At 69.6% G+C, this 16,019-nt stretch carries 19 protein-coding genes and 1 tRNA gene; 13 read left to right on the plus strand and 7 right to left on the minus strand.

All coding sequences use genetic code 11. From position 1 onward, the window contains the following. Positions 1–295 precede the first annotated feature (295 nt). Entirely contained in the window at positions 296–1,630 is a 1,335-nt protein-coding gene (locus ACFV2X_RS27135) for a nicotinate phosphoribosyltransferase (protein WP_385621090.1), read from the minus strand. A gap of 83 nt (positions 1,631–1,713) precedes the next feature. On the opposite strand from ACFV2X_RS27135, the gene clpS reads away from it, so the two are divergent. The 8 genes from clpS to ACFV2X_RS27175 all read left to right on the plus strand — a co-directional run bounded on the left by clpS (position 1,714) and on the right by ACFV2X_RS27175 (position 7,424). Next, positions 1,714–2,025, plus strand: a complete 312-nt coding sequence (gene clpS, locus ACFV2X_RS27140) for an ATP-dependent Clp protease adapter ClpS (RefSeq protein WP_179285593.1) — start codon at positions 1,714–1,716, stop codon at positions 2,023–2,025. Continuing rightward, the gene (locus tag ACFV2X_RS27145) at positions 2,025–2,678 is read left to right on the plus strand and encodes a DUF2017 domain-containing protein (protein ID WP_385621092.1); all 654 of its coding nucleotides are present in this window, start codon (positions 2,025–2,027) and stop codon (positions 2,676–2,678) included. Before clpS ends, ACFV2X_RS27145 begins: the two co-directional genes overlap by 1 nt. A gap of 198 nt (positions 2,679–2,876) precedes the next feature. Continuing rightward, complete coding sequence (locus ACFV2X_RS27150; RefSeq protein ID WP_385621095.1) at positions 2,877–4,334, plus strand: amino acid permease; 1,458 nt, start codon at positions 2,877–2,879, stop codon at positions 4,332–4,334. Between the two features lie 80 nt (positions 4,335–4,414). Next, entirely contained in the window at positions 4,415–4,840 is a 426-nt protein-coding gene (locus ACFV2X_RS27155) for a Mov34/MPN/PAD-1 family protein (RefSeq protein ID WP_089512387.1), read from the plus strand. A 91-nt stretch (positions 4,841–4,931) separates the two neighbouring features. After that, positions 4,932–5,045 carry a putative leader peptide gene (locus tag ACFV2X_RS27160; protein ID WP_385621098.1) on the plus strand — a complete coding sequence of 38 codons (114 nt, stop codon included), beginning with the start codon at positions 4,932–4,934 and terminating at the stop codon, positions 5,043–5,045. 111 nt (positions 5,046–5,156) lie between these two features. Next, positions 5,157–5,435, plus strand: coding sequence for a MoaD/ThiS family protein (locus tag ACFV2X_RS27165; protein ID WP_358706574.1), 279 nt, complete (start codon positions 5,157–5,159; stop codon positions 5,433–5,435). Beyond that, positions 5,435–6,385: a PLP-dependent cysteine synthase family protein gene (locus ACFV2X_RS27170; RefSeq protein WP_385621101.1), complete on the plus strand. Its 951-nt coding sequence runs from the start codon at positions 5,435–5,437 to the stop codon at positions 6,383–6,385. The genes ACFV2X_RS27165 and ACFV2X_RS27170 overlap by 1 nt, the downstream gene beginning before the upstream one ends. A 286-nt stretch (positions 6,386–6,671) precedes the next feature. Further along, complete coding sequence (locus ACFV2X_RS27175) at positions 6,672–7,424, plus strand: MBL fold metallo-hydrolase (protein WP_014179255.1); 753 nt, start codon at positions 6,672–6,674, stop codon at positions 7,422–7,424. Between the two features lie 122 nt (positions 7,425–7,546). Here ACFV2X_RS27175 and ACFV2X_RS27180 read toward each other — a convergent pair whose 3' ends face one another. After that, positions 7,547–8,797 carry a PTS transporter subunit EIIC gene (locus ACFV2X_RS27180; RefSeq protein WP_385621105.1) on the minus strand — a complete coding sequence of 417 codons (1,251 nt, stop codon included), beginning with the start codon at positions 8,795–8,797 and terminating at the stop codon, positions 7,547–7,549. 233 nt (positions 8,798–9,030) lie between these two features. Here ACFV2X_RS27180 and ACFV2X_RS27185 point away from each other — a divergent pair, with 233 nt between their 5' ends. The 4 genes from ACFV2X_RS27185 to rdgB all read left to right on the plus strand — a co-directional run bounded on the left by ACFV2X_RS27185 (position 9,031) and on the right by rdgB (position 11,281). Further along, the gene (locus ACFV2X_RS27185) at positions 9,031–9,270 is read left to right on the plus strand and encodes a glucose PTS transporter subunit EIIB (RefSeq protein WP_089512391.1); all 240 of its coding nucleotides are present in this window, start codon (positions 9,031–9,033) and stop codon (positions 9,268–9,270) included. A gap of 63 nt (positions 9,271–9,333) precedes the next feature. After that, positions 9,334–10,065: a ribonuclease PH gene (gene rph, locus ACFV2X_RS27190; protein ID WP_385621107.1), complete on the plus strand. Its 732-nt coding sequence runs from the start codon at positions 9,334–9,336 to the stop codon at positions 10,063–10,065. A 137-nt stretch (positions 10,066–10,202) separates the two neighbouring features. Beyond that, entirely contained in the window at positions 10,203–10,655 is a 453-nt protein-coding gene (locus tag ACFV2X_RS27195) for a hypothetical protein (RefSeq protein ID WP_385621109.1), read from the plus strand. Between the two features lie 23 nt (positions 10,656–10,678). Continuing rightward, positions 10,679–11,281 (plus strand): RdgB/HAM1 family non-canonical purine NTP pyrophosphatase, encoded by a 603-nt coding sequence (rdgB, locus tag ACFV2X_RS27200; RefSeq protein ID WP_385621112.1) that lies wholly within the window; start codon positions 10,679–10,681, stop codon positions 11,279–11,281. A gap of 50 nt (positions 11,282–11,331) precedes the next feature. On the opposite strand, the gene ACFV2X_RS27205 is transcribed toward rdgB, so the two are convergent. The 4 genes from ACFV2X_RS27205 to ACFV2X_RS27220 all read right to left on the minus strand — a co-directional run bounded on the left by ACFV2X_RS27205 (position 11,332) and on the right by ACFV2X_RS27220 (position 14,247). Beyond that, positions 11,332–11,415 (minus strand) — tRNA-Leu (locus ACFV2X_RS27205). Between the two features lie 53 nt (positions 11,416–11,468). Then, positions 11,469–12,482, minus strand: coding sequence for an HNH endonuclease signature motif containing protein (locus ACFV2X_RS27210; protein WP_385621114.1), 1,014 nt, complete (start codon positions 12,480–12,482; stop codon positions 11,469–11,471). Between the two features lie 138 nt (positions 12,483–12,620). After that, complete coding sequence (locus ACFV2X_RS27215) at positions 12,621–13,385, minus strand: ABC transporter permease (protein ID WP_385621116.1); 765 nt, start codon at positions 13,383–13,385, stop codon at positions 12,621–12,623. After that, positions 13,369–14,247 carry an ABC transporter ATP-binding protein gene (locus tag ACFV2X_RS27220; protein ID WP_385621118.1) on the minus strand — a complete coding sequence of 293 codons (879 nt, stop codon included), beginning with the start codon at positions 14,245–14,247 and terminating at the stop codon, positions 13,369–13,371. Before ACFV2X_RS27220 ends, ACFV2X_RS27215 begins: the two co-directional genes overlap by 17 nt. A gap of 92 nt (positions 14,248–14,339) precedes the next feature. Here ACFV2X_RS27220 and ACFV2X_RS27225 point away from each other — a divergent pair, with 92 nt between their 5' ends. Next, the gene (locus ACFV2X_RS27225; protein ID WP_385621121.1) at positions 14,340–15,008 is read left to right on the plus strand and encodes a TetR/AcrR family transcriptional regulator; all 669 of its coding nucleotides are present in this window, start codon (positions 14,340–14,342) and stop codon (positions 15,006–15,008) included. Between the two features lie 30 nt (positions 15,009–15,038). On the opposite strand, the gene ACFV2X_RS27230 is transcribed toward ACFV2X_RS27225, so the two are convergent. Then, positions 15,039–15,854, minus strand: coding sequence for an alpha/beta fold hydrolase (locus tag ACFV2X_RS27230; protein ID WP_385621124.1), 816 nt, complete (start codon positions 15,852–15,854; stop codon positions 15,039–15,041). Between the last annotated feature and the right edge of the window lie 165 nt (positions 15,855–16,019).

A 16,019-nucleotide genomic window follows, 5' to 3' on the forward strand; every position in this document is an offset into this window, starting at 1 on the left:
GGCACGATACGGCGGCCGGGCGCGAGGCCGGGCGCACGCGCCGCATCGGCCGGTGCGCACGCCGTCTCGGCGCGCCGCGTTGCGCCCTGATGTGCGCCCTAACCGTGCGCCGTACTCATGCGTCGTGCGCGGCATCACGCCCCGTCGGCAGCGGTCCCACCGGCGGCCGTGCCGCGTACGGCCCTCGCACGTACGGCCACTCTACGTAGCGCCGCTCCGGACATGGCTGCCCCGCGGGCGGCTGCCCCACGCATGGCCGCACGGGGCCCGGGGGTCCCGGGCCCCGGTCTTGGGCTCACCGCATCGAGTACTCCGTCGGGATGACCGGCTCGCCGCGCGAGAGCTGCGTCGCCGACAACGGCAGCCCGGCCCGCGCCGTCACATGCCGCTCGCGTGCCGCGTCCAGCGGCTCGCGGGCCACGACCTCGCCGCCGCGCACCAGCTGGACCAGCAGCTGCCGGTCGTCGAGGCCCGGCGGGACCGTACCGCTGCCGACCACCTCGGCCTCGGCCACGCCGTCCTCGTCCAGCCGCCGGGCGGCCCACTTGCGGCCGCCGACCGAGATCTTGGACCCCATGGACTTCTTCGCCACGGGGCGCAGCGGCGCCTCCGGGGCGTCGGAGTCGGCCCTGGCGACCAGTTTGTAGACCATCGCACAAGTCGGGTGACCGCTGCCGGTGACCAGCTGGGTGCCGACCCCGTACGCGTCCACGGGCGCGGCCGCGAGCGAGGCGATGGCGTATTCGTCGAGGTCGCTGGTGACCACGATCTTGGTGTTCTTCGCGCCGAGCTCGTCGAGCTGGTGGCGCACCCGGTGGGCGAGCAGCAGCAGGTCCCCGGAGTCGATCCGTACCGAGCCCAGCTCGGTGCCCGCGACCTCGACGGCGGTGCGCACCGCCGAGGCGACGTCGAAGGTGTCGACCAGGAGGGTGGTGGCGCTGCCGAGGGAGTCGACCTGCGCGGTGAAGGCGTCGCGCTCGGTGTCGTGCAGCAGGGTGAAGGCGTGCGCGCTGGTGCCCACGGTGGGGATGTTGTAGCGGAACCCGGCGGCCAGGTCGGAGGTGGAGGAGAAGCCTCCGACGTACGCGGCGCGGGCCGAGGCGACAGCGGACAGCTCGTGGGTGCGGCGGGCGCCCATCTCGATCAGCGGCCGGCCGCCGGCGGCGACGGACATCCGGGAGGCCGCGGCGGCGACCGCGGAGTCGTGGTTGAGGATGGAGAGGATCACCGTCTCCAGCAGGACGGCCTCGCCGAAGCTGCCTTCGACGCGCATGATCGGCGAGCCGGGGAAGTAGACCTCGCCCTCCGGGTAGCCCCAGATGTCGCCGCGGAAGCGGTAGTCGGCGAGCCATGCCAGCGTGGGCTCGTCGACGATGTGCTGGTCGGCGAGGAAGTCCAGGACGCCGCTGTCGAAGCGGAAGTTCTCCACGGCGTCCAGCACCCGGCCGGTGCCCGCGACGACACCGTACCGCCGCCCCTCGGGGAGGCGGCGGGTGAAGACCTCGAAGACCGAGCGTCGGTCGGCGGTGCCGGCGTGCAGGGCGGCCTGCAGCATGGTCAGTTCGTACCGGTCGGTGAACAGCGCTGTCGAGGGCACGTCCACCGGCAGTCCGAGTTGAGCGGTGTTCATAGACGATGATGCTACCCCCGATACTCGTCAAAGTGACGATTTCTGGGTGCCGGTTTATGCGACGCGCCATGCCGGGTGGCAGCATGGGGGTTGTGAGTGCGACACCGGTGGAGATCGAACGTCCCCAGTCCAGCGAGGCGCCCTCGGCGGTTCCCGAGCCCGATGTTCCCTGGGTCACCGTCGTGCACAACGACCCGGTCAATCTCATGAGCTATGTCACGTATGTCTTCCAGACGTACTTCGGCTATTCAAAGGACAAGGCGCACCGACTGATGCTGGACGTCCACCACAAGGGTCGCGCGGTCGTCTCGAGTGGCAGCCGCGAGGAGATGGAGCGCGACGTGCAGGCGATGCACGGGTACGGACTGTGGGCGACCCTCACGCAGGACCGCTGATGGCGGGGCACTTCGAGCCGCTGCCCGGCGGCGGGGCCATGGTGGCCCTGGATGACGTGGAGATCTCCATCCTGCGCAGCCTGGCGGTTCAGCTGCTCGAGCTGATCGGTCCCGGTGCGGAGCCGGTGGAGGGGCACGACCCGCTGGACGCGCTTTTCGCCGAGGGGCCCACCAAGCCGCCCGCGGACCCGGCGCTGGCCCGGCTCTTCCCGGACGCGTACGGCGGCCCCGGCCAGAAGCTGGGGGCCGACGAGGAGGCCACGGCGCAGGCCGCCTCGGCCGAGTTCCGCCGCTACACGGAGAACGACCTTCGGGCCCGTAAGCGCGAGGACGCGCTCGCGGTGGTGCGCGGGCTGGACGCCATCGCGGGATCGAGAGCGGGAGCGGAAGCCGGCGCGGAGCGCGAGTCCGAGGCTGAAGGTGTGGAGGCCGGGACGGGGGTCCTGGAGCTGTCGCCCGAGCAGTCCCGGCAGTGGCTCGGCGCGCTGAACGACCTGCGGCTGGCCATCGGCACCCGGCTGGAGGTCACCGACGAGGACGACGGCGGCGAGCTGCTGCGGCTGCCGGACTCGGATCCGCGTAAGCCCATGGTGATGGCGTACTTCTGGCTCGGCGGACTCCAGGAGACCCTCGTCGAAACCCTGATGCCCTGATCACTGAGTGTTCGTTTAGAGGATGCTCAAGTCCGGATAACGATCGTGTCACCTCGGCCGAGGTTTTTGCCGGTTGAGGTGGCTTTTGTCTGCTTCTTCCTGTGGTGTGCCGCACATCTACCCGTGTTGATCTGCGTTGCGGCCGTGGTAAATCTTCACGATCGCCAGCCCCCCCACTGCAAGAAGGGCGAAGAAACCATGACCTCAGCGCGGGTCGAACGACCTGGAGACGACGCCGTCGGCAATGCGGCCGTGGGCACCACTTCCGAAGAGGGCTACGAACGGGGCCTGGGCAGTCGCCAGGTCCAGATGATCGCCATCGGCGGCGCCATCGGCGTCGGGCTCTTCATGAAGGCCGGGGCGAACATCGCCAAGGCCGGGCCCAGCATCATCCTGATGTACGCCCTCGCCGGCGTGGTCATCTTCTTCATCATGCGAGCGCTCGGCGAGCTGCTGCTCTACCGGCCGGTCACCGGCTCCTTCTCGGAGTACGCCCGGGAGTTCCTCGGCCCGTTCTTCGGCTATGTCACCGGCTGGACGTACTGGCTGATGTGGGTGGTCACCGGCATGGCCGAACTCACCGCGGCCGCCATCTACATCCACTTCTGGTTCCCCTCGATCCCCCAGTGGGTCAGCGCCCTGGTCTTCCTGGTGGTGCTGTTCGGGGTCAACCTGATCTCGGTGAAGATCTTCGGCGAGGTCGAGTTCTGGTTCTCGATGGTCAAGGTCACCGCGATCATCGGCATGATCGTGATCGGTCTCGGCGTGCTCACCCTCGGCTTCTCCGACGCCGGTGACACCGCCTCCGCCTCCAACCTCTGGTCGCACCACGGCGTCTTCCCGAACGGCATCGGCGACAGCCTGATGACCCTGCAAGGTGTGATGTTCGCCTACCTGGCCGTCGAGCTGGTCGGCGTCACCGCGGGCGAGTCCGAGGACCCGGAGAAGACCCTGCCCAAGGCGATCAACACCCTGCCCTGGCGCATCCTCATCTTCTATGTGGGTGCCCTGCTGGTGCTGCTCTCCGTCGTCAAGTGGACCGAGTTCTCGGCGGGCGAGAGCCCCTTCGTCCACGCCTTCTCGGTGATCGGCATCCCCTTCGCCGCGGGCATCGTCAACTTCGTGGTGCTCACCGCCGCCCTGTCGTCCTGCAACTCCGGTATGTACTCCACCGGCCGGATGCTGCGCGACCTGGCCGCCAACGGCGAGGCCCCGGCCGCGCTGGGCAAGCTCAGCGCCCGTAAGACCCCGGCGATCGGCATCACCCTGTCCGTCGCCCTCATGGGCATCGGCGTGATCCTGAACTACCTGGTCCCGGAGAAGGCCTTCGAGTACGTCACCTCGGTCGCCACCGCCGCGGGCATCTGGGCCTGGTCGATGATCCTGGTCAGCCACATCCGCTACCGCGCCGCGCTGCGCGCCGGCCGGGTCCGGGCCTCGTCCTTCCCGGCCCCCGGCGGCGCGATCTTCAGCTGGGTCGCGCTGATCTTCCTGATCTTCGTCACCGGCCTGATCGCGTACGACAAGGACGCCCGGATCTCGCTGTACGTCGGCGCCGCCTGGGCCGTGTGCCTGGCCATCGGCTGGGCGGTCCTCAAGGGCCGCGGCCCGCGGGCGGCCGACGCGGCACCGGAGCGGGAGTACGCCGCCAAGTAACGGCCACACCGTCTCGCTGGGCGGGCTCCGGATCTCAGGGTCCGGAGCCCGCCGCGTTTTGCGCGTCTTATTCTTTGGCCATGCTGACCATCACGCAGGCCCTCCATGACCAGATCGTCGCGCACGCCCGCGCCGACCACCCCGACGAGGCGTGCGGCGTGATCGCCGGTCCGGCCGGCAGCGGCCGCCCCGAGCGGTTCATACCGATGCTCAACGCGGCCCGCTCGCCCACGTTCTACGAGTTCGACTCGACCGACCTGCTCAAGCTCTACCGCGAGATGGACGACCGGGACGAGGAGCCCGTGGTCATCTACCACTCGCACACCGCCACCGAGGCATACCCGTCCCGCACCGACATCTCGTACGCCAACGAGCCCGGCGCGCACTACGTCCTGGTCTCCACCGCCGAGTGCGGCAACGACGAGGGCCCGTTCCAGTTCCGGTCGTTCCGGATCGTGGACGGCGAGATCACAGAGGAAGAGGTCAAGGTCGTCGAGGCGTACTAGACAAGCCCCGTATCTCGTATCGTGGTCGCGATCCGCCCGAATCGTGGGACGGCCCTCTGGGGGCGGGACGGGGAATCGATACGATGACTCCATGGTTGTCGATGATGTGAGCGAGAAGACGCCGGGCATGCTGCTCGTGGCGCGCCTCCACGTCGACCTGTGCCGGCTCTCCAGCGCGATGTGTCCGCGCCGGGCCGCCGCCTGACCGCCGCGGAGCCACGTCCCTACGCCCGCGCGCTGCCGTGCGCACCGACCCTCCCCCCGGACGCCGTCCGGGAGGGGCCCTGATTCCCCGCCCTCCGACAGGAGCCCACACATGGCCATCGAGGTCCGCATCCCGACCATCCTCCGCACCTACACCGACGGCCAGAAGGCGGTCGAGGCCAGCGGGAACACGATCGCCGAGCTCTTCGCCGACCTTGAGACCCGGCACACCGGGATCCAGGCGCGCCTGGTCAACGACGGTGAGCTGCGCCGCTTCGTCAACGTCTACCTGAACGACGAGGACGTGCGCTTCCTCGACGGCGTCTCCACCAAGCTCACCGACGGCGACAGCGTCACCATCCTTCCGGCCGTCGCGGGCGGCGGGGTCTGATGCGGTACGACAGCCCTCTGGCAGCGGTCGGCAACACGCCGCTCGTCAGGCTGCCGCGGCTCTCCCCCTCCGCCGACGTCCGTATCTGGGCGAAGCTGGAGGACCGCAACCCGACCGGCTCGATCAAGGACCGCCCCGCGCTCTACATGATCGAACAGGCCGAGAAGGACGGCCGGCTGACACCGGGCTGCACCATCCTGGAGCCGACCTCCGGCAACACCGGCATCTCGCTCGCCATGGCGGCCAAGCTCAAGGGCTACCGCATCGTCTGCGTCATGCCGGAGAACACCAGCGAGGAGCGGCGCCAGCTGCTCACCATGTGGGGCGCGGAGATCATCTCCTCGCCCGCCGCCGGGGGCTCCAACACCGCCGTACGCGTCGCCAAGGAGCTCAAGTCCGAGCACCCGGACTGGGTGATGCTCTACCAGTACGGCAACGCGGACAACGCGGGCGCCCACTACGCCACCACCGGCCCCGAGATCCTGGCCGACCTGCCGTCGATCACCCACTTCGTCGCCGGGCTCGGCACCACCGGCACGCTGATGGGCGTCGGCCGCTATCTGCGCGAGCACGTCCCCGGCATCCAGATCGTCGCCGCCGAGCCGCGCTACGACGACGTCGTCTACGGCCTGCGCAACCTCGACGAGGGCTTCGTCCCCGAGCTCTACGACGAGACCGTGCTGACCACCCGCTTCTCGGTCGGCTCCGAGGACGCGGTGGCCCGCACCCGGCAACTCCTCGCCGAGGAGGGCATCTTCGCCGGCGTCTCGACGGGGGCCGCGCTGCACGCCGCGCTCGGCGTCGCCCGCAAGGCTGTCAAGGCCGGGGAGAGCGCCGATGTGGTCTTCGTGGTCGCCGACGGTGGCTGGAAGTATCTGTCGACGGGCGTCTACACCGCCGCCACCACGGAGGAGGCCATCGCGACGCTGCACGGCCAGCTCTGGGCGTAGCCCGGGGGCCGGGGCTCTGGGGTGAGCCGGGGGCCGGGCCATGGGCTCTGAGGTGAGCCCGGGCCGGGGGCAGGGGGTGAGCCCGGGGTTTGGGGCTGTGGGGGCGTGCGGACCGGACTGGGGCCGCCGGGGGCCGAGTTCCCGGCCGTCCTGGTGATTCCGCCCACAACGCGGGCCTGTAGAGGAGCGACCAGGGCTTTAGCGCTTTACGCTCGTGGGCACCGCATGACCCCCGCACCCGCCCATGGCCTTCGGCATGGGGACCCCCCGAGGAGGTTCCTGCTTCATGAAGCTCACCGTCGTCGGATGCTCAGGGTCGTTCCCGTCCGCGGAATCGGCCTGCTCGAGCTACCTCGTAGAGGCCGACGGCTACCGGCTGCTGCTCGACATGGGCAATGGCGCCCTGGGCGAGCTGCAGCGCCACTGCGGTCTCTACGACCTCGACTCCGTATTTCTCTCCCATCTGCACCCCGATCACTGCATCGACATGTGCGCGTACTTCGTCGCCCGCTACTACCGGCACGACGGCGGCCGCGCCGAGGCGATCCCCGTCTACGGCCCCGAGGGCACCGAGCGCCGGCTCGTCCGCGCCTACGAGGACGTGCCCGACGAGAAGTCCATGCAGGAGGTCTTCGACTTCCGCACGCTGACCCCGGGCACCTTCACCCTCGGCCCCTTCACGATCCGCACCGCCCGGGTCTGCCACCCCGTGGAGGCGTTCGGCTTCCGCATCGAGCACGAGGGGCGCTCACTGGTCTACTCCGGCGACACCGGCCCCTGTGAGGCGCTGGTGGATCTCGCCCGGGGCGCCGATCTGTTCCTGTGCGAGGCGGCGTTCACCCACGGCAAGGAAGACATCCCCGAGCTGCACCTCAACGGGCGGCAGGCGGGGGAGCACGCGCGCCGCGCCGGGGTCGGCACCCTGGTGCTGACGCATATCCCGCCGTGGACGGACCCCCAGATCAACCAGCGGGACGCACAGGCGGTCTTCGGCGGGCCGGTGGAGCTGGCGAAGGCGGGCGCGGTCTACGAGATTTGAGCGCAGAGGCCGTCGTACACGGCTGTCGTCCAGACCGTCGTACGTGACGAGGCCCCCGGAACCGAAGGAGCGGTTCCGGGGGCCTCGGCCGTGCTCGGCAAGCTTCTACGCCTTCTGAGCGGCTACGCCTTGGTCAGGTCCTCGATCTCCTCCTCGGGCTCGCGGCCCGGGGTGGGGAGATTGAATCTGACGATCGCGAAGCGGAAGATCGCGTAGTAGATCACCGCGAAGGCCAGTCCGACCGGGATGATCAGCCAGGGTTTGGTGGCCTGTCCCCAGTTGAGCGCGAAGTCGATGAAGCCCGCGGAGAAGTTGAAGCCCGCGTGTACGCCCAGGGCCCAGGTGATCGCCATGGACGCGGCGGTCAGCAGCGCGTGGATCACATACAGCAACGGCGCGATGAACATGAACGAGAACTCGATCGGCTCGGTCACCCCGGTGACGAACGAGGTCAGCGCCAGCGAGACCATCATGCCCAGCACGGCCTTGCGGCGCTCGGGGCGGGCGGTGTGGGCCATGGCCAGGGCGGCGGCCGGAAGGCCGAACATCATGATCGGGAAGAAGCCGGACATGAACATTCCGGCGGTCGGGTCGCCCGCCAGGAAGCGGTTGTAGTCGCCGTGTACGACCTGGCCGGCCGCGTTGGTGAAGTCGCCGAGCTGGAACCAGGCCACGGTGTTCACGAACTGGTGCATACCGATGGGGATCAGCGCGCGGTTGACGGCGCCGAAGAGCGCCGAGCCCGCGGAACCCAGGCCCGTCATCCACTCGCCGAAGTTGCCGATGCCCTCGCCGATGGGCTCCCAGATCAGGCCGAAGAAGACGCCCACCGCGATCCCCACGAAGGCCATGATGATCGGCACCAGCCGGCGGCCGTTGAAGAAGCCGAGCCAGTCCACCAGCCGGGTGCGGTGGAAGCGCTGCCACAGCACCGCGGTCAGCAGCCCCATGACGATGCCGCCGAGCACCCCGGGGTCATTGAACTTGGCCGGGATGTCCTGGCCTTTCTGGATGACCGCGTCGGCGACCGGGAACGCCTCCAGGACCTTGCTGTAGACCAGGAAGCCGACCACGGCGGCCAGCGCGGTGGAGCCGTCCGACTTCTTCGCGAACCCGATGGCCACACCCACGCAGAACAGCAGCGGCAGGGCGCCGGTGAGCGCACCGCCGGCGTTGCTGAACACGGCGGCGACCTTGTTCCAGCCGAGGCCGTCGGCGCCAAAGACGTCCGGCTGGCCGAGTCGCACCATGATTCCGGCGGCGGGCAGGACCGCGATGGGCAGCTGCAGGCTGCGGCCGACCTTCTGCAGTCCCTGGAACAAACCGGCGCGCCGCTTTCTGGCGGGCGCGGCCGTAGCGGTGGCCGTACTCATCGGATTCCTCCTGGTGAGGCGGGCGCTCAGGGGAGAGGGGACGGCCCGCATATGGTCTACACCACAGTGGTGTAGACCTGTTTTTAGCACGTAAGGGCGGGATAACGGAATCTATCGTTCCGCTATGGTCTGAACCACTGGAGGGTGGGGTGTCGCGGCTGCGGCGGCGGACATGGCCGAGCGAACCAGGACTAAACGTGGTTAACGTATGAAAACCCACACGGACAACGGGAGTGGACATGGCCAGCAAGGCTGAGAAGATCGTCGCCGGGCTCGGCGGTATCGACAACATCATCGAGGTCGAGGGCTGTATCACCCGGCTCCGCACCGAGGTCAAGGACGCCGCCCTCGTCAACGAGGCCCTGCTCAAGGCCGCCGGGGCGCATGGCGTGGTGAAGATGGGCACCGCCATCCAGGTCGTCATCGGCACGGACGCGGACCCCGTGGCAGCCGAGATCGAAGACCTGATGTGAGCTGTTGAACCGGCCCGAACGGACCGTGGGATTGCCGACCGATATTGCCGATAGGCTCCACCCATGTCTCGTATCGACGGCCGCACGCCCGACCAGCTCCGCCCCGTGACCATCGAGCGCGCATGGAGCAAGCACGCCGAGGGCTCCGTCCTCGTCTCCTTCGGCGACACCCGCGTTCTGTGCACGGCCAGCTTCACCGAAGGCGTGCCGCGCTGGCGCAAGGGCAGCGGCGAGGGCTGGGTCACCGCGGAGTACGCCATGCTGCCGCGCGCCACCAACACCCGCGGCGACCGCGAGTCCGTCCGCGGCAAGATCGGCGGCCGTACGCACGAGATCTCCCGCCTGATCGGCCGCTCGCTGCGCGCCGTCATCGACTACAAGGCCCTCGGCGAGAACACCGTCGTCCTGGACTGCGACGTCCTCCAGGCCGACGGCGGCACCCGCACCGCAGCCATCACCGGCGCGTATGTGGCCCTCGCCGACGCCCTGACCTGGGGCCAGGGCAAGAAGCTCATCAAGGCCGGCCGCCAGCCGCTGACCGGGACCGTCTCAGCCGTCAGCGTCGGCATCGTCGGCGGCATCCCGCTGCTCGACCTGTGCTACGAGGAGGACGTGCGCGCCGAGACCGACATGAACGTCGTCTGCACGGGCGACGGACGCTTCGTCGAGGTCCAGGGCACGGCCGAGGGCGAGCCCTTCGCGCGCGAGGAGTTGAACGGACTGCTCGACCTGGCCGTCGCGGGCTGCGGCGAACTGGCCGAGATCCAGCGCGCGGCGCTCGCCGGCGAGCAGTGAGCCAAACATCAAAAAGCAACCCGGCGGCGGCCGGTGGCGTGTAGTCAGGTACCGATGCTCGGGTACTGAGATCGGGTACTGACAATCGGGTACGGGCGCGTGCGCCCGCACCCGCCGCCAGGGGAGGGGACCCGTCCATGGCACTGCGCCACCACCGCATAGGCCGCCTTGGCCGCTTCGGCCGCTTCGGTCAAAGCCGCCATAGCCGCCGCTACCGCCGCGCGAGCGCGTTCACCGCTCTCGCCGCCGTCGCCATCGCGATGCCCATCACCGCGGGCTGCAGCGCGGTCGAGAAGGCGATCGACTGCGCGCAGCTCGCCGTGGACATCTCCACCGACGTGGACGACCTCCAGGACGCGGTGGGCGGCGCCGTGGTCGACCCGCAGGACGCCGACAACATCCTCGACGCCCTCGACAAGGACATCGACAAAATCAAGGACAAGACCGACAACGCGGATGTCGGCAAGGCCGTCGACGACCTCCAAAAGGCCGTGGACAACGTCCAGACCGCCATCGACAAGGGGCAGGACCCCGACCTGACCCCCGTCAAGGACGCGGCCGGAGAGCTGACCAAGGTCTGCAGCCCCTGAGACCACCGCGATAATCAGGTCCCATGAAGCGCCTGATCCTCGCCACCCGCAACACCTACAAGATCGTCGAGCTGCGCTCGATCCTGAGCGACGCCGGCCTCGACGTCGAACTCGTGGGCGCCGACGCCTATCCGGAGGTCCCCGACGTCAAGGAGACCGGGGTGACCTTCGCCGAGAACGCCCTCCTCAAGGCCCACGCCCTGGCCCGCGCCACCGGCCACCCCGCCGTCGCCGACGACTCCGGGCTGTGCGTCGACGTCCTCGGCGGCGCCCCCGGCATCTTCTCGGCCCGCTGGTCGGGCCGCCACGGTGACGACCGGGCCAACCTCGACCTGCTGCTCGCCCAACTCGGCGACGTCCCCGACGAACACCGCGCCGCCCACTTCGAATGCGCCGCCGCCCTGACCCTCCCCGACGGCACCGAACGCGTCGTCACCGGCCGCCTGCCCGGTACTCTCCGCCGCGAGCCTGTCGGCGGCGGCGGCTTCGGCTACGACCCCATCCTCCAGCCCGACGGCGAGACCCGCACCTGCGCCGAGCTGACCCCCGAGGAGAAGAACGCGATCAGCCACCGGGGGAGGGCGTTCCGGGCGCTTGCGCCGTTGGTGCGGGATCTGCTGGGGTGAGCGACGCCGAAGGGCGGCCCGCTTGTGCAGCGGGCCGCCCTGATATTCGGTGCGGCCGGTGGGACTCGAACCCACACGGGATTTCTCCCACGGCGACCTAAACGCCGCGCGGCTGCCAATTACGCCACGGCCGCCAGTCCGACGCCATGCTACCGGCCAGGTGACGGTGACGGTATCTGGGTGAGCGCTAGGTGGTGGTGCTCTTCTTCCCGCGCCGACACCAGGTGTCGGTAAGGGCGTGGCAGTTCGGGCAGAGGTAGCGCAAATTCTCCGCCCGATTGTCGAGCCAGTCGCCGTTGACGTGGTCGATCTGCAGAGTCATCGGCCTGCCCAGCCACTCGCCGGAGTTGCCGCAGGACGTGCAGGAGTACGGCACGCCGACCTCTTGGAGCGCCTGATGCAGACGGCGGCGGTTCACGCGCGGCGACCCTTCCGGGAGCAGCCGTAGCACGTCATCGGCTACGGATCTCGGCTTCCTGGCCGGGACTGTGCCCCAGGTCTTCCGCGTGAAGTGGGAAGTGTCGAGGCCTAATTGAACCGCTTGCTGCCGCACCCGTCGGTGGTTCGCGTAGCCCACCCGAAGCCCGAGCAGCCGCATGACCTCGGCGAAGCTCGTCGCGCCGAGAACTGCCTCCCGAAGGGAGTCCTCCGGGATAGCGAGGCGCGAGTTTCGGAAGTGACTCGTGTCGACGCCTGACTCCTTGAGTAGCCGCCCCAGTGCGGCGCGTGATCGGCCGTTATCCGGGACGTAGAGTGCGCGGGCCACGTCCCGGATGCTCCGCGCTGACGAGACGGCTTCGCGGAGTTCCTCAGCGGTGAACGGCAAGTCGGGCTGTCGGCGGTTGAGGCCGGGGAAGTGGGCGATATCGATTCCCGCAGCTTCGATCCGGCGTCTGAGGTGCGACAACGTGCCAGTCGCCGGTGTGGCGCCTAGCTTGACCGCGACCTCGCGGAGGGTGGCCGAAGACGCAACCGCCTGGGCTATTGCTTCATTGGAGAACTTGTGCCATGGGTTCCCCCTCTCGAAATGGCTGGTATCGAGCCCGTACTCGGCCGCTCTGCGCTGAAGGGCACGTCGTCGGCCGCCGCTCACTGTGACGCCGAGGCGGCGCATCAGGTCGGTCCACCCGCTGGACTCGGCGACCGCAGCCGTCAACCGTTCCCGTTCGTAGGGGCCCGGCACGACCTGTCCGACCCGCATGGTTCCCCCTCCCCGTGCGACCATATGTCGCACCATCGCACTGAGTAACGATTCCGTCGCCACAGAGTTACGCCCCTGCCTCCTCCCATCCCGACATGGACAACCGATGACCTCCGATGACCGGCCGACGGCGGGCGCTCAGAGAGGCACCAGCCGTCCACCGCGGCCTTGCAGGCGGAGCGCGGCCAAGGTGGCGCAAGTCAGCGCTACGGCCAGCAGTACGCAGCAGGCCGTCGTCACGGTGCGCGCGTCGTTCGCGAGGGCGGCACGCAGGCCGCGGGCGGCCCAATAGCCGGGGGAGAGCGGGGCTGTCTGCGCGACCCAGTGCGGCAGGGTGCCGAGTGGGACGAGCGCGCCGCCGATGCTGCTCAGCAGCATGCCGCCGATGTCGTACGCGGCCGAGAGCTCACCCATGCTGCGGGCCAGTACGCCGAGCAGCGCACCCAGGGCCAGTAGGGCGCAGGTCCAGCTGAGCAGGACGCCCAGCAGCGGGAGCGGATGGGGAACGCTCATCCCGAGGGCGTACACGCCGAAGCCGACGATCAGTAGCTGCTGGGCGAGCAGGGCCGCGAAGACGGGCGCGGCCTTGCCGACGAGCAGTTCCGCGGGATGGAGGGGCGTGCCGCGCAGCCGGTCCCAGGTGCGGCCGAGCCGTTCGGTGAGAATCGCGCTCCCGGAGATGCTGAGCGCGAGCAGCGAGAATGTGACCAGTGTGCCCACGACCGCCTGTTCGGTGCCCGCCGTTTGGCCCTGTGTGCCCAGGTAGAGAGGGCGCAGCAGAGTGACGAAGACGAGCGGCAGAATCATCCGGCTCAGCAGTGGGCCCGGTTCACGCAGCATCAGCAGCAGGTTGTGGCGGATCAGGACGCCCGTACGGAGGGCGGATTCACGCGGTGTCATCATGGCTTGCCCCGTCCTCCCGTGGGGCCGCGGCTTCGAGGGAGTGGTAGAGGTCGTCCAGGCTGGGGTGGTGCACCTCGACGGAGACGGGCGTGCGGCCGGAGGCGAGCAGGGCCGCGAGGTCGGCGCCGGGATCCGTCGTCGGCAGCCGCAGTTCGGGTTCGGCCGGGTCGGCGAAGGCCACCCTGAGCTCGCCGGGCAGTTGGCGGGTGAGCTCGCTCTGGGTCCCGCGCGCGATGACGCGCCCGGCGCGGGCGAGTGCCAGAGTGGCGTCGAGATCGACGAGTTCCGGCAGGTAGTGGGTGGTGTAGAGGATGGCGGCGCCGGCTTCGGCGCGGGTCCTGACGGCGGTCAGCAGGGCGGAACGGGATTCCGGGTCGGCACCGGCGGTCACCTCGTCCAGCAGCAGCGGTGGTGAGGCGACCATGGCGGTGGCCACCTGTGCGCGCCGACGCTGTCCGCCGGAGAGGGTGCCGACGAGCCGGTCCGCGAGCGCGGTCAGCCGCAGCTCGTCCAAGACGCGGGCGATCTCGGTGTCCCGGCGCCGCCCGCGCAGCCCGGCCAGACCGGCGAACAGCCGCAAGTTCTCCCGGATGGTGACGCGGTGGTACAGCGCCAACTCCTGGGGGGCCACGCCGAGCAGCCGGCGCGCGGCCCGGCCGGCCCGCAGCGCGTCATGTCCGCCGATGTGCAGCCGGCCCGCGTCGGGGCGCACCAGGCCGGTGATGATTTCGACGAAAGTGGTCTTGCCCGCGCCGTTGTGACCGATCAGGCCCACGATTTCGCCGGGCGCGACCTCGAGGTCGAAGCCGTCGAGGGCCCGGCGCGGGCCGTATCGCTTCACCATGCCTTCCGCGATGAGCATCCTTCCCCCTGTGACGTCTACGGCGTATACGTCTACACCGTATGCGTCGGCGCCGCCCGTGTCTACGGCGTATACGTCTACGCTGTACACCTATGGGTGGCAGGCGGGAAGAGATTCTGGACGCGGCACTGGCGATCGCCGACGAGCAGGGCCTCGAAGCGGTCTCGATGCGCGCGGTGGCCGATCGCGTCGGAGTGACACCGATGGCGCTGTACCGGCATGTCAGCGACAAGGCGGCGCTGTTGGACGGCATCGCCGGACGTCTGCTCGCCGCGCTCCTGCCGCCGGACGAAAGGGAAGTTCGGGCCGGCGAAGGCGAAGGGCGGGCCGCTGAACCGCGGGCCTGGGACGAACGGCTCAGGGGTCTCGCGTACGCCTGCCGGGAGGTGGCCCGGCGTCACCCCTGGGTGGCGCATCTGCTCTTCTCGCGGCCTGCCGTCACACCGGACGCCGTGCGCGCGGTGGACGTCATCTACACCGCGCTCGTCGACGCCGGGGTCCCGGATCGCGAAGTGCCCCGGCTGGAGCGCCTGATCAGCACCTTTGTGATCGGGTTCGCGGCCTCCGAGGCCTCGGGCCGCTTCGCCCCCGGCACTCTGGATCCGCGCGGCCGCCGTGGTCGGCTCCCGGAGGGCGAACTGCCCGGCCACGGCAGGCTCGCGCCGTGGCTGGACCTGCCCGTCGACCTCGACGCCGAGTTCGAGGCCGACTTGGAGGACATCCGGAGGCTCGTCGAGGCGGTTGCGCGGCGAGCGGAGTGAGGGGGCAGTGAGGGGGCACTGTCAGCGGCGTCAGGACTTGATGAAGTCGAGGATGTCGGCGTTGAGCTGATCCTTGTGGGTGATGTAGAGGCCGTGCCCGGCGGCCGGGTACTCCTTGTAGACGGCGCCGGGGATCAGCGCCGCGGTGCGGCGGCCGGTCACCTCGAGCGGTGCGGAGAAGTCCGCGTCGCCGTGCACGATCAGGGCCGGGATGGTCAGCCCGCGCAGCTGCTCGCGGTTGTCGGCGTGGAAGACCGTCTGCTGGACCTGCAACGTCGCCCAGGGCGAGGCGGACAGGCACATCCGGAGCTTCCAGTCGATCATGGCGGGGGAGGCTTCGGTGCCCAACTGGGTGGCGAAGTAGGCCTGTGACTGGGTGGCGAGCCACTTGGGGCGGTCGGTGCGGAGGGCGGTGAGCAGCCCGTCAAGGGCGGCCTCGGGGATGCCCTCGGGGTTGTCGTCGGTCTGCTTGAGGAACGGCAGCATGGCGCCGACGAACACGGCGCGCTCGACGTGGTCCTCGCCGTGGCGGCCGAGGTAGCGGGCCACCTCGGCGCCGCCGAGCGAGTGGGCGACGAAGGTCACGTCGCGCAGGTCGAGATGGTCGAGGAACGCGGCGAGGTCGTCGGCCAGGGTGTCGATGTCGTAGCCGGCCGAGGGGCGGTCGGAGCGGCCGTGGCCGCGCCGGTCGAACGAGAGGCAGCGGAAGCCCTGCTCGACGAAGAACGGGATCTGGTACTCCCACATCTCGGTGTTGAGCATGGAGCTGGTGACGAAGACGATCGGGCGGCCCTGTCCGTAGTCCTCGTAGGCCAGGCGGGTCCCATCGGCGGTCGTAAAGAACATCTCGGCTCCTCGGCTGGTGGTTTCGACGTGTTCAGGATGTCCGAGCCGCCGAGGAGGGTCGATTACGTGCCGGGTAATGGCAGTGGTGCGGGACGGCGCTGCGGGGCCCGGCCCCGCAGCGCCCCGAAGGAAGATGCCCACATAGATGAGGATTATGGCGCCATT

Source organism: Streptomyces sp. NPDC059679 (assembly GCF_042734105.1).
Classification (GTDB): Bacteria; Actinomycetota; Actinomycetes; order Streptomycetales; family Streptomycetaceae; genus Streptomyces.

What these genes read in the sequence shown, in the direction of transcription:
- ACFV2X_RS27135 (WP_385621090.1), bottom strand. Translation starts at nt 1,630, where the DNA reads ATGAACACCGCTCAACTCGGACTGCCGGTGGACGTGCCCTCGACAGCG.
- clpS (WP_179285593.1), top strand. Translation starts at nt 1,714, where the DNA reads ATGGGGGTTGTGAGTGCGACACCGGTGGAGATCGAACGTCCCCAGTCC.
- ACFV2X_RS27145 (WP_385621092.1), top strand. Translation starts at nt 2,025, where the DNA reads ATGGCGGGGCACTTCGAGCCGCTGCCCGGCGGCGGGGCCATGGTGGCC.
- ACFV2X_RS27150 (WP_385621095.1), top strand. Translation starts at nt 2,877, where the DNA reads ATGACCTCAGCGCGGGTCGAACGACCTGGAGACGACGCCGTCGGCAAT.
- ACFV2X_RS27155 (WP_089512387.1), top strand. Translation starts at nt 4,415, where the DNA reads ATGCTGACCATCACGCAGGCCCTCCATGACCAGATCGTCGCGCACGCC.
- ACFV2X_RS27160 (WP_385621098.1), top strand. Translation starts at nt 4,932, where the DNA reads ATGGTTGTCGATGATGTGAGCGAGAAGACGCCGGGCATGCTGCTCGTG.
- ACFV2X_RS27165 (WP_358706574.1), top strand. Translation starts at nt 5,157, where the DNA reads ATGGCCATCGAGGTCCGCATCCCGACCATCCTCCGCACCTACACCGAC.
- ACFV2X_RS27170 (WP_385621101.1), top strand. Translation starts at nt 5,435, where the DNA reads ATGCGGTACGACAGCCCTCTGGCAGCGGTCGGCAACACGCCGCTCGTC.
- ACFV2X_RS27175 (WP_014179255.1), top strand. Translation starts at nt 6,672, where the DNA reads ATGAAGCTCACCGTCGTCGGATGCTCAGGGTCGTTCCCGTCCGCGGAA.
- ACFV2X_RS27180 (WP_385621105.1), bottom strand. Translation starts at nt 8,797, where the DNA reads ATGAGTACGGCCACCGCTACGGCCGCGCCCGCCAGAAAGCGGCGCGCC.
- rph (WP_385621107.1), top strand. Translation starts at nt 9,334, where the DNA reads ATGTCTCGTATCGACGGCCGCACGCCCGACCAGCTCCGCCCCGTGACC.
- ACFV2X_RS27195 (WP_385621109.1), top strand. Translation starts at nt 10,203, where the DNA reads ATGGCACTGCGCCACCACCGCATAGGCCGCCTTGGCCGCTTCGGCCGC.
- rdgB (WP_385621112.1), top strand. Translation starts at nt 10,679, where the DNA reads ATGAAGCGCCTGATCCTCGCCACCCGCAACACCTACAAGATCGTCGAG.
- ACFV2X_RS27210 (WP_385621114.1), bottom strand. Translation starts at nt 12,482, where the DNA reads ATGCGGGTCGGACAGGTCGTGCCGGGCCCCTACGAACGGGAACGGTTG.
- ACFV2X_RS27215 (WP_385621116.1), bottom strand. Translation starts at nt 13,385, where the DNA reads ATGATGACACCGCGTGAATCCGCCCTCCGTACGGGCGTCCTGATCCGC.
- ACFV2X_RS27220 (WP_385621118.1), bottom strand. Translation starts at nt 14,247, where the DNA reads ATGCTCATCGCGGAAGGCATGGTGAAGCGATACGGCCCGCGCCGGGCC.
- ACFV2X_RS27225 (WP_385621121.1), top strand. Translation starts at nt 14,340, where the DNA reads ATGGGTGGCAGGCGGGAAGAGATTCTGGACGCGGCACTGGCGATCGCC.
- ACFV2X_RS27230 (WP_385621124.1), bottom strand. Translation starts at nt 15,854, where the DNA reads ATGTTCTTTACGACCGCCGATGGGACCCGCCTGGCCTACGAGGACTAC.